Raw genomic sequence first — 14,349 nt, 5'->3', positions numbered from 1 at the left:
GAAGGAATTGGAATGAATTACAACGATATTATTATCCGCTTGCGCTATGCACTCGGCTTGCAAAATAAAGAAATCGTCGAGATCTTTGCCTTTGGCGGTATCAAGGTTTCTCAATCTGACTTGGACCGGATTTTGACCAAGCAGGCTGATGATGAAAAGCCTGACCAGGCTTTGTCTGCCCATAATTTGGAAGGCTTTTTAAATGGCTTAGTGATTTCAAAGCGGGGGCAGCGAACTGATAAGGATGGCCAGGTAGTGCCACCAACTTTTGACATTACCCATCCAACTTTGGTGAACAATGTGGCGATTAAGAAGATTAAGATTGCCATGTCCTATACATCGGATGATATTCAGGCTTTATTTGCCTTGGCAGGCGACCAGATTTCAAATGGGGAACTGTCAGCAATCTTGCGCCGGCCTGACCATCGTAACTACCGTGAAGCTGGTGACCGTTACTTGCGTAAGCTCTTGGCGGGGATGGGCAAGAAGTACCGTGGCTAAGTACCAGTTTTGCTTTATTATTGTTGATAAAAGGATATAATCATTGAAAAAGACGACCAAGGGGGCCTAGGATTTGCTAGGGAAAACCGACGGCCGTCTTTTTTCTTCATATGAAGACTGTAAAATTTGTTATGATAGAAATAATAGGATATTAATGGAGAATGTCATGTCAGTAGCTAAGCCTAAGATGCTTGAACAACAAAAGATTGCACCATATGCCTACACCCAAGCGGGTGGGGTGGCTGACTACTTGGCTCGGCCGCAGACGATGGCTGAGCTACAGGACTTGTTAGCTTGGGCTAAGCAGGAAGACTTACCTGTCCATGTTTTCGGCCGGCTATCGAACCTGGTTGTTCGTTCCGGGGGCTTGCGCGGGTTAGTGATTATTACGACAGAACTCCGTGATATCAAACAAGAGGGGACGGCGTTAATTGCTGAAGCCGGTGCCGACATTATTTGGCTGGCAGCCGTTGCCCAAGAAAGGGGGCTGACTGGCTTAGAATGGGCCGCGGGAATTCCTGGCTCTATTGGTGGGGCGGTCTTTATGAACGCTGGAGCCTACGGTGGCCAGGCCGATATGGTGGTGACCTCTGTTACTGCCGTGATGCCAGACCTTTCAATTCAAACCTTTACAAAAGATGAATTGGACTTTGGTTACCGCCAGTCTGTCTTCCAAGAAAACAGCGGGGTCGTAATCGAGGCCCGTTTTGATTTGGCAGAGGGAAAGCAGGAGGCCATCCAAGAGAAGATGGACCAATTCAACTACGCCCGTGCTAGCAAGCAGCCGCTGTCCTTCCCGTCGAATGGGTCGGTTTTTAAGCGACCAACCGGGCACTTTGCCGGTAAGCTAATCATGGATTCTGGCTTGCAAGGGACCAGCGTTGGGGGCGTCCAAGTGTCTAAAAAACACGCTGGTTTCATGGTCAACTTTGATCAAGGAACCGGTAATGACTATGAAGATTTGATTCACCTGGTCCAAGATAAAGTTTTCCAAGAATTCCAAGTTCACCTAGAACCTGAAGTCCGCATTATAGGAGACCGTTAACCGATGGATATAATCGAACTAATGATTGTTTTAGTGACGGGAGTGGCTGTTTCTAGCATCATCTCGCACTTTGTGCCGGTAATTCCGGTTTCATTATTTCAAATTTTAATTGGCTTTTTCTTGGCAGTTGTCGCCAAAACCTACGTCGAAGTCGATTCCCATTGGTTTATGATGCTCTTTGTCGCACCAATTTTATTTAACGATGCCTGGCACTTTCCGAAGCGAGAACTCTGGGAACTCCGAGTGCCAATTTTGGCCAACGCTATTTTGTTGGTCTTACTAACGACTGTGATTGGTGGCTTTGCCATTTACTGGTTGATCCCATCACTGCCTTTGACGGTTTCCTTCGCCTTGGCGGCCGTCTTGTCACCGACTGACCCAGTCGCTGTTCAAGGGATTGCTAAGCGGGTCAAATTACCAGAGAGCCTCTTGCACACTGTGACTGGTGAAAGCCTGGTTAACGACGCCACTGGCTTGGTTTCTTTTAACACGGCAATTAAGGCTGTCGTGGCAGGGTCCTTTGTGCTGACCGATGCCTTGCTGAATTTTGCCTGGATGACCTTAGCAGGAATTGCGATTGGGGTCTTAGTCGGGGCCTTAATTATTTGGATTCGTGACTCGGTTTCCCGTTTCGGTTTAGCCGATGTGGTCTTTTACACCGTTATTACGGTCTTGATGCCCTTTGTGATTTACTGGATTGCGGAAATGCCGTTGCACGCTTCTGGCCTGATTGCCGTTGTAACGGGTGGGATTACCGCTAAGCTCTTAAACGACCGCCATGTTGGCCTCTTGTCGGCCGAAGCAACAATCGTCTCGGTCCATAGCTGGGAAGTAATTGTTTATGTCTTAAACGGTTTGATTTTTGTCTTACTTGGGGTCACTTTGCCAAATGCCCTCCGCAACATCTTAGTTGATACCAACATTTCCAACTTGGAAGCGGTTGGTTATGGTCTGCTAGTTTGGTTTGTGATCTTTATGGTCCGGGTTTTGTGGGCCTACGGCATTCAAATTGGTCAAAAATTCCGCCACCACCACCGCCAAGCCTCTTTTAAATCGGCGGTGGTGTCAGGCTTGACGGGTGTCCGTGGGGCAGTGACGATGGCCGCTGTCTTAACAATTCCGTTAACAACCAACCGGGGCCAGGCCTTTGTTGGCCGAGACTTGGTAATCTTTATTGCGGCCGTCGTGGTGGTCTTTTCCTTGTTAGCAGCCGCCATTATGCTGCCAATTATTAGCAAGCAAAAGCTGAGCCACGACTTTACTCAGCCGGAAGGAGCAACGGAAGTCGACAAGGATGCCGTTGACCACCATCAAGCCGATGTCAGTGAGAAAAAGGCTCGACTGTGGCTGGCCCGGGTGGGTATCCAACAGCTCCGAGACTTACAAACGGAAGATAACCGTTTGATTATCCATGAGTTAATCGCGGGCCGGCAAAAAGTCGTCCGGCAGTTACGGCGGACGGTTAAAATGGATCCTGACCAGCAGGATTACACGAGTGAAATTGACTTAGAACTGCAAGAAGTTGCCTTGCGGGCCCAGCGGGACCGCCTCCAACAACTTTTGGCAGATGAAGAAATCGCGCTGATTACTTATACTTTGCAAAAACGGCGGTTGGACCAGCAGGAAGTCGATTTGGCCGCTAACCGTGATATCTTTGCCAGAAGGCAAATTAAGTGGCTTTACCGCCGAATTCGGGCTGATTTAGGAATTTGGTTATCTGACCAAGATTCAGACACGGTACATGAAGAATCGGGCCACGCCACCCGGGAAATGTATAAGGCCGGGATTAAGGCTTTGTCAGATTATGTGGCAGACCAGCTCGGTGACACGGTAATGTACCGCATTTTACGCCAAGAGGCGTATAATTTAATTGTGGTCTACCGGTACCAAATCGAAAAGACCAAGCAGGTCTCATCGTTTGACCAGAGAGAAGCAGACGATCAGCTCCGTTTGGAGTTGGAGTTGAAGGCTTTGAATGCCGAGCGCGACTTTGTCCAGCAGCTCTATGAGCAAAAGCGGATTAGCCGGCAGACAAGCATTAACTTAAGACAAGTAATAAACTATGCGGAAACTAGGACTTTAGTTGGCCGCAACGAGGAGTAAAAAATGGGAATTTGGGCATACATGACCAGTAACAACCTGGTCCACGTACTAGATATCTTGATTATCTGGTTCTTGTTATACAAGGTGATTACCTTTGTGGAAGGGACTCGGGCCTTGCAAATCTTGCTAGGGGTCGGGGCTGTCATCTTAATCAAGGTCATCGCCTGGTCAGTTGGCCTGGTCGTGGTTTCTTGGTTGATGGACCAGTTGATTACCTGGGCGCCAATTGCCTTGGTTGTCATCTTCCAACAAGAAATCCGGCGTGGGTTAGAAAACTTGGGTCGGCGGCTAACTGTCCGTCGCCAACACTTGGATAATGAGCAAGCCCGGGAATTGATTGCTGGTTTGGACATGGCCTTAGAATACATGTCAAAGCGTCGAATTGGGGCTTTGATTACGATTAATGGAAAAGACAGCCTGGAAGAATACATCAAGACTGGAATTCACTTGGATGCCAAGGTAACTGGCCAGCTCTTGATTAATATCTTTATTCCAAATACCCCCTTGCACGATGGGGCCGTGATTATCAATGATGATGAAGTAGCGGTTGCGGCTGCCTACCTACCTTTGTCTGAATCAACTCGAATTCCAAAGGAACTGGGAACCCGTCACCGGGCTGCTGTTGGAATTTCTGAAGCAACGGATGCTGTGACGGTTGTTGTTTCAGAAGAAACTGGTGAAATTTCAATTACTCAGCGGGGTGACTTACTGCGAAATATGGACCGCGATTCCTATTTGAACTTCTTTGAAAAGCAATGGATTGAACCAATGAAGAAGGGACAACGCAACCCAATTCTTAAGTTCTTGTGGCGGGGGAAGAAATCATGAAAAAATGGGCTTCATCTAAAACAATTAATATAATCTTTTCACTGTTATTAGCCCTTTTGATTTCGGCTTATGTGTTGTCAACCAAGTCAAATTATTCTGGCTCTAACAACAGTTCTTATACGTCTTTGCTGCCTGAAAAGAAGGCAACTTTGTCCGTTCCGTTAAACGTTCAATATGACTCCGATGACTATGTCTTAGTTGGGGCACCAAGTACCGTGTCAACCACGATCCATGGTTCAACAGCTTTAGTGACTGCTGCGCAGAGTCATAACGATATTCAGGCCGTGGCCGACATGTCTAACTTAGGCGTGGGCCAGCACACGGTTTCACTAGCTTTGACTGGTGTAAATTCGTCCTTGACGGCTACTACCAGTCCGCAGACAGTAACAATCACCTTGGCTGAAAAGGCAACTGCTAAGAAGAATGTTGAAGCACAATACGATAGTTCAAAGATTGCTAGTGGTTATTCTGTAACTGATACAAGTGTTGATACGAAGTCGGTCACCATTACTGGTCCCAAGGACAATGTTGATGCGGTTGACCATATCGGTGCCAATGTTAACTTGTCAAACAACACCAAGAGCAATGTCACGCAAAATGCGAAGTTGACAGCCTATGATAAGAATGGCAACCCTGTCCAAGTTTCTTTGAGCCAAGCGACAGCTAAAGTAAGTTTGACAGTTTCTGGTAGCTCAGATAGCTCATCGTCATCAAGCTCATCGTCAAGTTCATCTAGTTCATCGACCAGTAAAAAGGTATCGTTGACTGCTTCAGCTAGTGCTGGTTCGACCGATAACTACACGATTTCTTTCAATCCGTCAACAGTGACAATTTCTGGGTCTAGTGATACACTTAATGGCATCAGTTCGTTGCCTGTTAGTTTAGATTTATCAAATATCACTAGTAAGACAACGAAAACGGTGTCATTAACGCAACCATCTGGGGTTAGTTCAATCTCAGATTCGAGCGTTTCGGTGACGATTACCCCAAAGTAGGACGCTGATTTCGTAACATAGCGTTATTGGAGATGATTTTAAATGAGTGAATCAAAGTTAAAGTATTTTGGTACTGATGGTGTCCGTGGGATTGCCAACCAAAGTCTGACCCCGGAACTGGCCATGCAATTAGGCCGGGCCGGTGGGGCCGTTTTGACCCGGCACAACGAAAATCCGGAAAAAGCACCGGTTGTGGTCGTTGGTCAAGACACTCGGATTTCTTCTGAAATGTTGCAAGAGGCCTTGGTGGCCGGTTTGCTGTCAGTTGGAATTGATGTGCTGAACCTCGGAGTGATTACCACTCCTGCGGTTGCTTACTTAGTTGAAGACTTGGAAGCAGACGCTGGGATTCAAATCACTGCTTCCCACAACCCAGCTGGGGATAACGGGATTAAGTTCTTTGGCCAAGATGGTTTTAAGCTTTCTGATGACTTGGAAGCTGAAATTGAAGAACTCTTAGATAGTGAAGTTGACCTTTTGCCACGACCAAGCGCTGCTGGTCTAGGTAAGGTTTCTCACTACCAAGAAGGCGCTCAGAAGTACTTGGCCTTCTTGCAAAAGACCATTCCAGCTGACCTAGCTGGGATTAAGCTGGCCTTGGATGGGGCTAATGGGGCAACTTCTGACTTGTTGCCAAAGTTATTTGCCGATATGGGCGCTGACTTTGAAACGATGGGCGCTGAACCAGACGGTTTGAACATTAATGACCGGGTTGGGTCAACCCACCCAGAAGCCTTAGTAAAAATGGTCCAAGATGGTGATTTTAACGCCGGATTGGCCTTTGACGGTGATGGTGACCGGTTGATTGCCGTTGATGAAAACGGTGAAATCGTTGATGGTGACAAAATCATGTATATCACTGCCCGGTATATGAACGAACAGGGGCGGTTGAAGCACAACACGGTGGTTTCAACGGTGATGTCAAACATCGGCTTTTACAAGGCCTTGGAAGCTCAGGGAATGCATTCGGTCAAGACCCAAGTTGGCGACCGCTATGTGATGGAAAAGATGGTGGCAGACGATGATAACCTTGGTGGTGAACAGTCTGGTCACATTATCTTCCGTGACTGGGCGAAGACTGGGGATGGCTTGCTAACTGCCTTGCAGCTGCTCTTTGTCATGAAAGAAACTGGTCAGTCTTTGTCAGAATTAGCTTCCGATGTGACTTTGTACCCTCAAAAGTTGGTCAACATCAAGGTTAGTGATAAGAACGCAATGATGGAAAACCAAGCCATGCTAGCTAAGATTGAAGAAGTTGAAAAGCAGATGGCCGGTGATGGTCGAGTTTTGGTCCGTCCTTCTGGAACGGAATCAATTATTCGAGTGATGGCAGAAGCCAAAACTGAAGAATTGGTAAAACAATATGTTGACGATATTGTTGCAGTGGTTGAACAAGAAAAATAAAGATTTAAAACAAGGATTAACGGTTGTTAAATCCTTGTTTTTTTGCTCTTTTGTTTAAAATTTGAAAGGAAAAGTCTGGTATAATACTAGTAATTGGATATTGAAAGGAAACTACCTTGTCACCCGCAGACTTTACTGGCTATTTGGCCGAAAATTACCACATTAACTTTAATAATTTACCCCTGTTAGAAGAGGCGTTGACTCAGCGAAATTACTTAAATGAGCACCCCAAAGAAACCGGTCGTGACTACCAACGGTTGGAATTTTTGGGGGATGCTGTCATGCAAGCAACGGTGACAGAATACCTCTTTAAGCGCTACCCAGACTGGGATGAGGGTCAATTGACTGAAATGCGAATCACGATGGTCCAAACCAAGTCTTTTGCCCACTTCTCAAAGGTGATTCATTTAAACGAAGCAATCCGTTTGGGTAAGGGTGAGGAAATGAACGGTGCCCGCCAACGGCCTTCCTTGCTTGAAGACATTTGGGAAGCCTTTATCGGCGCCTTGTTCTTGGACCAAGGGCAAGAGGCGGTCGTTTCGCTGTTGAACCAGACGGTCTTTGCCGCGATTGATGAAAACTTTTTTGACCAATTTATTGACTTCAAGTCCCGCTTGCAAGAAAAGTTGCAGGCCAAGGGCTCGGTCGATATTGAATACACGATTGAAGACGAAAGTCGGAAAGCTGACAACAGTCAGGTTTTCCGGGTTTCGGTTGCTGTCGATGGTAAGGTTTTGGCCCACGGGGCTGGCCAATCCATTAAAGATGCTGAAAAGGCTGCCGCACAGAAGGCCTTACAAGATTTAACTTAACAAAACTACCACTTATGAAATTAAAAACACTGGAAATTATTGGCTTTAAGTCCTTTGCAAACAAAACAGTTATTGACTTCCAACAGGGGATGACTGGGATTGTTGGCCCGAACGGGTCTGGAAAATCAAATATCATTGAAGCTATCCGGTGGGTCATGGGGGAGCAGTCTGCCAAGGACCTCCGTGGAAATAAGATGGCCGACGTTATTTTTGGTGGTACCAAAAACCGCAAGCCTTTAAACCGGGCGGAAGTTTCAATTACCTTTGATAACGCCGACCATTATATTGCGTCTGACTTTTCGGAAATCCGGATTACTAGGCGGTTATACCGGACTGGTGAATCCTCTTACCAGTTGAATGGGGCTGAATGTCGGTTGAAAGACATTCACGAACTTTTTATGGATACTGGTTTGGGCCGGGATGGTTTTTCAATTATTTCCCAGGGTCAGGTTGAAAAGATCTTTTCAGCTAAGCCAGAAGAACGTCGGTCAATTATTGAAGAAGTGGCCGGGGTCTATAAGTATAAGCAAAATAAGGACAAAGCCCAAAAGGACCTGGAAGCAACCGAAGAAAACTTGGACCGGGTTGATGACATTATCCAAGAAGTCTCTGGTCGGTTGGAACCCTTGGCAGACCAAGCAGAAAATGCCAAAGACTATTTGAAAAAACGTGAAAGTTTTGAAGGCTTAGACCAGGTCCGGTTGACCCGGTCAATTTTGGCTTTACAACAGCTCGTCATGGACCAAGAGGGTCTGGCCAAGGCTGCTAAAGAACAGGTGACTAACCGTCAGATGGCTGTGACCAAGGTTCAAAAAGCTTTGGAAGAAACTCGGCAAGACTACGATGATATCCAGCAAGACCGTGATGCCTTGCAGGCTGACATCGTGGCTAAGACCCAGGAAAAAGAGCAGCTGATTGGAAACCAGAAATTGGCTTCTCAAGAACAGGCAACGTTGGTCCGCGATTTGGCAACTGCTAAAGACCGGCAAGCTGAAGAAAACCAGCAGGTTGAAAGCACACAGGCCGAGTTGGACCAAGTCAACCAGCAATTAGCTGCTTATCTGGACCAACAAAAGAACTTAAAGGCCACGATTAAGCAAATCGACCAAGACCATGGGACGGCCAAGGTTCAAGCAGTCCAAGACCAATTGAACCAAAACCGCAACGACTATGTGGCAACGATGCAAGACTTGGCTTCTTTGCATAACAAGTTGACCTACCAAGAAAAGTCAATTGAGCAAAACCAGGCCCAGTTAACGGCGAAGCAAGAAGCCTTGACTGCTGCCCAGGCCGAGTTGGACCAGGCAGAAAAAGCCCAGGCAGACTATGAAAAAGGCCACCCAGACCAAAGTACCGGTGAAAACCCTTACGAAGGGCAAGTGTCAGCTAAGCAAGATGAATTAGCCAAAGCCAAGGATGCCTACCAGTCTGCTCAAAAAGACTGGCAACAAGGAGCTTATGCCCTTGAACAAGCCCAGTCTCGCTACCAAGCTGAAGCGGCCTTGGACGACTATGCTGGCTTTTACCAAGGGGTTAAGAACCTGATGCAGGGCCAAACTCGGCGGAACTTCCCCGGTATCAAGGGGGTGGTGGCCGAATTGATTACGGTGCCAAAGCAATATACCAAAGCGGTTGAAACTGTTTTGGGTGGGGCCTTGCAGCAGGTTGTGGTTGATTCGACCGCAACGGCGAAGTCGGTTGTGTCTTATTTGACCAAGAACAAAAAGGGGCGGGTGACGCTGTTACCAATTAATACGATTAAACCCCGGTCAGCCCGTGATATCTCGGCTGCTAGCCGGGAACCAGGTTATATTGGCGTGGCAGCTGACTTGGTGAAGATGCCAAGTGGGATGGAAAACATCCTGTCATCCTTGCTTGGAACGACTTTGGTCGTTGAAAACTTGGATGCCGCTACTCGGGTAGCCAAGGCTTGCCAAAACCGCCTCCGAGTGGTGTCACTGGATGGCCAATTAGTCAACGCTGGTGGTTCGATTACCGGTGGAGCCAACTTCCGCCAAGGAACCTCAGTCTTGTCTCGGCAAACTGAGTTAAAGGAGCAAGCCGACCGCTTAGCTGACCAGCAAAAGGCTTTGAACGACTTAGCCAAGGTCCGAGATGACCGTCAAGGAACGGTTGCTGGCTTGGAAGATGACTTAGCTGATCTGGTCCAAAAGAACCGGGACTTTGTCGCCCAGGGTCAACAAACTGACTACCAGTTAGCTGGTTTGAAGGATACCGTTACCAAGTACCAGACTGAAGTTGACACTTTGGAATTGGACTTACAGGACTTGCAGGTTGCTTTGGATGATGCCAAGGCAGAACAGGAAAGAGCTAACCAAGACTTGGCCAAGGTCGAAGAGCAAAAGGCTCAGTCCGAAGGCCAAACAGCAGATTTGACCGACCAATTGAACCAGCTCCAAGAAGACCACCAGGCTTACCAAGACCAAAAGGCTGAATTCCAGGCTGAATTGGCTAAGGTCGAAGCTCAGTTGGAAGCTGAACAGGCCAACCAGCACCGTTTGGCTGAAACCGTTAACCAGACCCAAGCACATTTGGCAGAATTAGTTGAAAAAATTGACCAAATGCAAAATGCTTTGGACCAAGTTGCCAGTGCTGAAGAAATGGACCAGGCGGTCTTGGATTTGACAGAAGGCTTAGAAAAGGCCCAACAAGAAGCAGCCGACTTGGCTGAAAAGTCAGCGAAGTTGTCAGCCTTGGTCAAAGAACAAGAAGACCAATTAGCCAAAGAACAAGAATTATTGAATACGGACATGGTTGACCAGTCGTCGGCTAGCCACCAGTTGCAAGCTAGCCAAGAAAAGTTGGCTAAGCAGATTTCAACCTTGCGCCAGACCTATGGCTTGACGGTTGAATCAGAGGCGGACTTGGTCGAATCGGATAAGTCTGACCAAGAAATTGCTGATGAGTTGGCAGAGACCAAAAAAGCCTTGGATAACCTTGGCCCAGTTAACATCGCTGCTATTCAAGAGTACGATGAAATCAAAGAACGGCATGATTTCTTGACGAAGCAGGCCGATGATTTGAAGGCTGCTAAGGAAACCTTGCAAAATACGATCGATGAGATGGACCAGGAAGTCCAGGTCCGCTTTAAAGAAACCTTTGATGCGGTTGCTGTCAACTTCTCAGACGTCTTCACCAAGATGTTTGCGGGTGGACAGGCTCAAATTGAGCTAACGGATCCGGAGCACTTGTTAACGACTGGAATCGATATTAAGGCTCAGCCACCGGGCAAGAAGTTCCAGCAGATGTCACTTTTGTCTGGTGGGGAAAAGGCCTTGACGGCGATTTCTTTGCTCTTTGCCATTTTGCAAGTTCGGCCAGTGCCGTTTGCTGTGCTGGACGAAGCCGAAGCTGCCTTGGATGAAGCTAACGTTGACCGCTTTGCGGCTTACTTGAAGAACTTCGGTGGGCAAACCCAGTTCATCACCATTACCCACCGAAAGGGAACGATGGTAGCTGCTAAGGTCTTGTATGGGGTGACCATGCAAGAAGCCGGGGTTTCCAAGATGGTGGCTGTTAACATCGAAGAGGCTAACGAACAACTGGCAGAACCGGTATAATTATGCCGAGAAGGAGAGTCAGATATGGGACTTTTTGACATTTTTAAAAAGAAATCGACTGATGAACCGGCTAAGCAGGAAAGCTCTGCCGAACAGTCAGTTGACCAAGTAGTCGAGGACCAGGTCGAAACCGACCCGGCTGACCAAGCGGTTGCAAAAGAGCCAGTGGTGGAGAGTGAATCGGTTGAAGAACCAGCAACTGGTGAGAGCCGCCAAGCAGAAGACCAGGCTGTCAGCCAGTCAGAAGAAACTGTTAAAGAAGACGATACCAAGGCCGTTTATGACAAGGGCTTGACCCAGTCGCGTAAGGGATTTGCTGACCGTTTTAACAAATTCTTAGCGAACTTCCGCTCAGTTGATGAAGACTTCTTCGAGCAGCTAGAAGACACCTTGATTGGGGCCGATTTAGGCTTTGACTTGTCAATTCAAATTTCAAACCAAGTCCGCGAAGCCGTTAAGCTTGAGAATATCAAGGATAAGGATGATATCCGTGACTTGATTATCAAGCAGATGGTCGACTTGTACGACCGCCAGGGCGAAGAAGAAGACCAGACAATGCACTTTGCCAAAGAGGGTGAGCCAACGGTCATCCTTTTTGTCGGTGTCAACGGGGTCGGTAAGACGACTACTGTTGGAAAATTGGCTAGTTCATATAAGCAAGCCGGTAAGAAGGTCTTATTGGCCGCTGCCGATACTTTCCGGGCTGGTGCTGTTAAGCAACTCCAGGAATGGGGTGACCGGGCTGATGTGCCGGTTGTTGCTGGGCCAGAAAAGGCCGACCCTGCTTCGGTTGTTTATACGGCAGTGGATAAGGCTAAGGCTGAAAACTACGATGTCTTGTTTGTTGATACAGCCGGTCGGTTGCAAAACAATGTCAACTTGATGCAGGAATTGGCCAAGATGAACCGGGTGATTAAGAAGGTTTTGCCAAGTGCACCGCAGGAAGTTTTGCTAGTCTTGGATGCTACAACCGGTCAAAATGCTTTGCAGCAGGCCAAGCTCTTCCAGGACTCTTCGGATGTGACTGGGATTGTTTTGACTAAGATGGACGGTACCGCCAAGGGTGGGATTGTCTTTGCTATCCGTGACGCACTGCATTTGCCAGTTAAATGGATTGGCTTTGGGGAAAAAGCGACCGATTTACGGGTCTTTTCCGCAGAGGACTTTGTTTACGGCATGTTTAAAGACCTGGTTAGTAAATAATGGACTTAGCAAAGAAAAACCAAGTCAACGCACTCTTGCCTTTTTATGGGAACCTGCTAACTGAAAAGCAGCAGTCCTACTTGCAGTATTACTTTGAAGACGATTTTTCAATTATTGAAATCGCCGAAGAAGAATCGGTATCCCGCCAAGCGGTTTCTGATAACCTCAAGCGGGGTGTTGAAGCACTCCTTCATTACGAAGAAATCCTGCATTTGTACCAAGATTCGATTTTACGAGAAGGCTTGGAACAAGATTTAGTGACCTATGTTAAGGCCAACTACGGGCAAGACACACACTTAAAACAAATTTTAGACCAATTGGTCAATAAAGAACTGAACTAAGGGGGAAGCCAGGCAACTGGCGAAGAACTGATGGCTTTTGAAAACCTAACTGACCGCTTATCGAAAGCGTTAAAAAACTTAACCGGTCGCGGTAAGATCAACGAAGAGGACCTCCAGGCCTCTTTGCGCGAAATCCGCTTAGCCCTATTGGAAGCCGATGTTTCTTACTCAACTGTTAAGAAATTCATCGACCAAATCCGGCAAAAAGCCAAGGGTGCTGAAATCCTGGAAGGATTGAACGCGCCACAACAAGTCGTTAAAATCGTTAACGATGAGTTGACGGCCTTGATGGGTGACGAAGCGGTACCGTTGAATAAGTCCGAAAAGATTCCAACCACGATTATGATGGCTGGGTTGCAAGGGGCTGGTAAGACGACGACGATCGCCAAGTTGGCTTACAAGTTAAAGCGGGAAGAAAACGCCCGTCCACTTTTGATTGCGGCCGATATTTACCGTCCAGCCGCCATTGACCAGTTGGAAGTCTTGGGGAAGGACTTGGAAGTTCCGGTCTATTCAGAAGGAACTGATGTTGACCCCCGTGAGATTGTGAAACACGGGTTAGCCCAAGCCAAGGACAACAAGAACGATTATGTCTTGATTGATACGGCTGGTCGCTTGCAAATTGATGCCGAATTGATGGCTGAATTGAAGGACGTCCAATCAATCGCCCAACCAGACGAAGTCTTGTTGACGGTTGATGCCATGACTGGGCAAAACGCGACTGAAACCGCCCAAGGTTTCGCCGACCAGTTGGATTTGACCGGAGTTGTTTTGACTAAGTTGGATGGGGACACCCGTGGTGGGGCCGCCCTTTCAATTCGCGATGTGACTGGTAAGCCAATCAAGTTTGTTGGACAAGGGGAAAAGCCAACTGATTTGGATGTCTTTTACCCAGACCGGATGGCTTCTCGAATCCTTGGTATGGGGGACATGCTGACCTTTATCGAAAAGGCCCAGCGTGAAGTCGATGAAAAGAAGCAGGCTGAGCAGCTGGAAAAGATGCGGCTGAACACCTTTGACTTCAATGACTTTATCGAACAACTCCACCAGGTTCAAAACATGGGCCCAATGGAAGATTTGATTAAAATGATTCCTGGAATGGCCAATAACCCAGCGTTGAAGAACCTACAAATCGATCAGAAGCAGTTCGTTCACATGGAAGCAATCGTTTCTTCCATGACGAAAAAAGAACGGGAAAACCCTGACTTGTTGAACCCATCCCGTCGCCGCCGTTTGGCAGCTGGGGCTGGTCGGCCAGTGGTCGAAGTTAACAAGATGATTAAGCAGTTTGACCAGATGCGTAAGATGATGAACCAGGCTTCCAACGGAAACTTTTCCGGAATGGAGTCAATGATGGGGCAATCTGGGATGGACATGGGTGCGATGATGGGCGGTATGGGTGGCCAAATGCCATCCGGTAACCTCGGTCAAAAGATGCAAAATATGGCCATGAAGCAGGCTGCTCGAAAGTTGAAAAAGCTAAAGAAAAAGCGCGGTAAGAAGTAACAGAGGCTTTTGGTGAATGGGTGTTGAAAG

General features: G+C 47.5%; 11 protein-coding genes. All 11 read left to right on the top strand.

What is annotated here, in order from left to right:
- Positions 1–12 precede the first annotated feature (12 nt).
- The 11 genes from AC5162_RS03855 (at position 13) to ffh (ending at position 14,319) form a co-directional block, all read left to right on the top strand.
- Complete coding sequence (locus tag AC5162_RS03855) at positions 13–501, top strand: YehS family protein (RefSeq protein WP_496533934.1); 489 nt, start codon at positions 13–15, stop codon at positions 499–501.
- A gap of 166 nt (positions 502–667) precedes the next feature.
- A complete protein-coding gene (gene murB, locus AC5162_RS03850) occupies positions 668–1,546 on the top strand; it encodes a UDP-N-acetylmuramate dehydrogenase (RefSeq protein WP_496533933.1) in 879 nt (292 codons plus the stop codon).
- A 3-nt stretch (positions 1,547–1,549) separates the two neighbouring features.
- Positions 1,550–3,649, top strand: coding sequence for a cation:proton antiporter (locus AC5162_RS03845; protein ID WP_496533932.1), 2,100 nt, complete (start codon positions 1,550–1,552; stop codon positions 3,647–3,649).
- A 3-nt stretch (positions 3,650–3,652) separates the two neighbouring features.
- The gene (cdaA, locus tag AC5162_RS03840; protein ID WP_496533931.1) at positions 3,653–4,477 is read left to right on the top strand and encodes a diadenylate cyclase CdaA; all 825 of its coding nucleotides are present in this window, start codon (positions 3,653–3,655) and stop codon (positions 4,475–4,477) included.
- Positions 4,474–5,472 (top strand): CdaR family protein, encoded by a 999-nt coding sequence (locus AC5162_RS03835; protein WP_496533930.1) that lies wholly within the window; start codon positions 4,474–4,476, stop codon positions 5,470–5,472. The genes cdaA and AC5162_RS03835 overlap by 4 nt, the downstream gene beginning before the upstream one ends.
- Before the next feature lie 42 nt (positions 5,473–5,514).
- Positions 5,515–6,876, top strand: coding sequence for a phosphoglucosamine mutase (glmM, locus tag AC5162_RS03830; RefSeq protein WP_496533929.1), 1,362 nt, complete (start codon positions 5,515–5,517; stop codon positions 6,874–6,876).
- Between the two features lie 116 nt (positions 6,877–6,992).
- Positions 6,993–7,688 (top strand): ribonuclease III, encoded by a 696-nt coding sequence (gene rnc, locus AC5162_RS03825; protein WP_496533928.1) that lies wholly within the window; start codon positions 6,993–6,995, stop codon positions 7,686–7,688.
- Between the two features lie 14 nt (positions 7,689–7,702).
- Positions 7,703–11,269 (top strand): chromosome segregation protein SMC, encoded by a 3,567-nt coding sequence (smc, locus tag AC5162_RS03820; protein WP_496533927.1) that lies wholly within the window; start codon positions 7,703–7,705, stop codon positions 11,267–11,269.
- Between the two features lie 24 nt (positions 11,270–11,293).
- On the top strand, positions 11,294–12,472 hold the full coding sequence (ftsY, locus tag AC5162_RS03815; RefSeq protein ID WP_496533926.1) for a signal recognition particle-docking protein FtsY: 1,179 nt from the start codon (positions 11,294–11,296) through the stop codon (positions 12,470–12,472).
- Positions 12,472–12,813 carry a YlxM family DNA-binding protein gene (gene ylxM, locus AC5162_RS03810; RefSeq protein WP_496533925.1) on the top strand — a complete coding sequence of 114 codons (342 nt, stop codon included), beginning with the start codon at positions 12,472–12,474 and terminating at the stop codon, positions 12,811–12,813. The genes ftsY and ylxM overlap by 1 nt, the downstream gene beginning before the upstream one ends.
- A gap of 30 nt (positions 12,814–12,843) precedes the next feature.
- The gene (ffh, locus tag AC5162_RS03805) at positions 12,844–14,319 is read left to right on the top strand and encodes a signal recognition particle protein (protein WP_496533924.1); all 1,476 of its coding nucleotides are present in this window, start codon (positions 12,844–12,846) and stop codon (positions 14,317–14,319) included.
- Positions 14,320–14,349 lie beyond the last annotated feature (30 nt).

The organism is Fructobacillus sp. ChS1-6f1-1-27, assembly GCF_059579415.1.
This window is presented reverse-complemented; position numbering and strand designations above follow the sequence as displayed.

Bases quoted from the DNA above. Each gene is read 5' to 3' on its own strand.
- ftsY (WP_496533926.1), top strand. From the start codon at position 11,294: ATGGGACTTTTTGACATTTTTAAAAAGAAATCGACTGATGAACCGGCT.
- AC5162_RS03845 (WP_496533932.1), top strand. From the start codon at position 1,550: ATGGATATAATCGAACTAATGATTGTTTTAGTGACGGGAGTGGCTGTT.
- cdaA (WP_496533931.1), top strand. From the start codon at position 3,653: ATGGGAATTTGGGCATACATGACCAGTAACAACCTGGTCCACGTACTA.
- ylxM (WP_496533925.1), top strand. From the start codon at position 12,472: ATGGACTTAGCAAAGAAAAACCAAGTCAACGCACTCTTGCCTTTTTAT.
- smc (WP_496533927.1), top strand. From the start codon at position 7,703: ATGAAATTAAAAACACTGGAAATTATTGGCTTTAAGTCCTTTGCAAAC.
- AC5162_RS03855 (WP_496533934.1), top strand. From the start codon at position 13: ATGAATTACAACGATATTATTATCCGCTTGCGCTATGCACTCGGCTTG.
- glmM (WP_496533929.1), top strand. From the start codon at position 5,515: ATGAGTGAATCAAAGTTAAAGTATTTTGGTACTGATGGTGTCCGTGGG.
- murB (WP_496533933.1), top strand. From the start codon at position 668: ATGTCAGTAGCTAAGCCTAAGATGCTTGAACAACAAAAGATTGCACCA.
- AC5162_RS03835 (WP_496533930.1), top strand. From the start codon at position 4,474: ATGAAAAAATGGGCTTCATCTAAAACAATTAATATAATCTTTTCACTG.
- ffh (WP_496533924.1), top strand. From the start codon at position 12,844: ATGGCTTTTGAAAACCTAACTGACCGCTTATCGAAAGCGTTAAAAAAC.